Source organism: Shewanella sp. 4t3-1-2LB, from assembly GCF_017368415.1.
Classification (GTDB): domain Bacteria; phylum Pseudomonadota; class Gammaproteobacteria; order Enterobacterales; family Shewanellaceae; genus Shewanella; species Shewanella fodinae.
The window spans coordinates 1-228 of sequence record NZ_JAFNJD010000198.1 but is presented as its reverse complement, the minus strand read 5'-3'; the positions used below and the strand labels follow the sequence as shown (position 1 = coordinate 228).

At 51.3% G+C, this 228-nt stretch carries 1 rRNA gene; it reads right to left on the bottom strand.

Going from position 1 to position 228, the window contains the following annotated elements:
* Positions 1 to 138: 138 nt before the first annotated feature.
* A 16S ribosomal RNA gene (locus J3L11_RS19275) occupies positions 139 to 228 on the bottom strand; the annotation flags it as partial.

Sequence of the window (228 nt, the reverse complement as noted above, 5' to 3'; positions counted from 1 at the left end):
AGTGGACTCGAACCACCGACCTTACGCTTATCAGGCGTACGCTCTAACCACCTGAGCTACAGACCCACAACTTACTGTTTTCGCTCTTCGTCTATCAAGCAATCTGTGTGAACACTCACAACAAATTCATCGTTTAGGTAAGGAGGTGATCCAGCCCCAGGTTCCCCTAGGGCTACCTTGTTACGACTTCACCCCAGTCATGATCCACAAAGTGGTAACCGCCCCCCC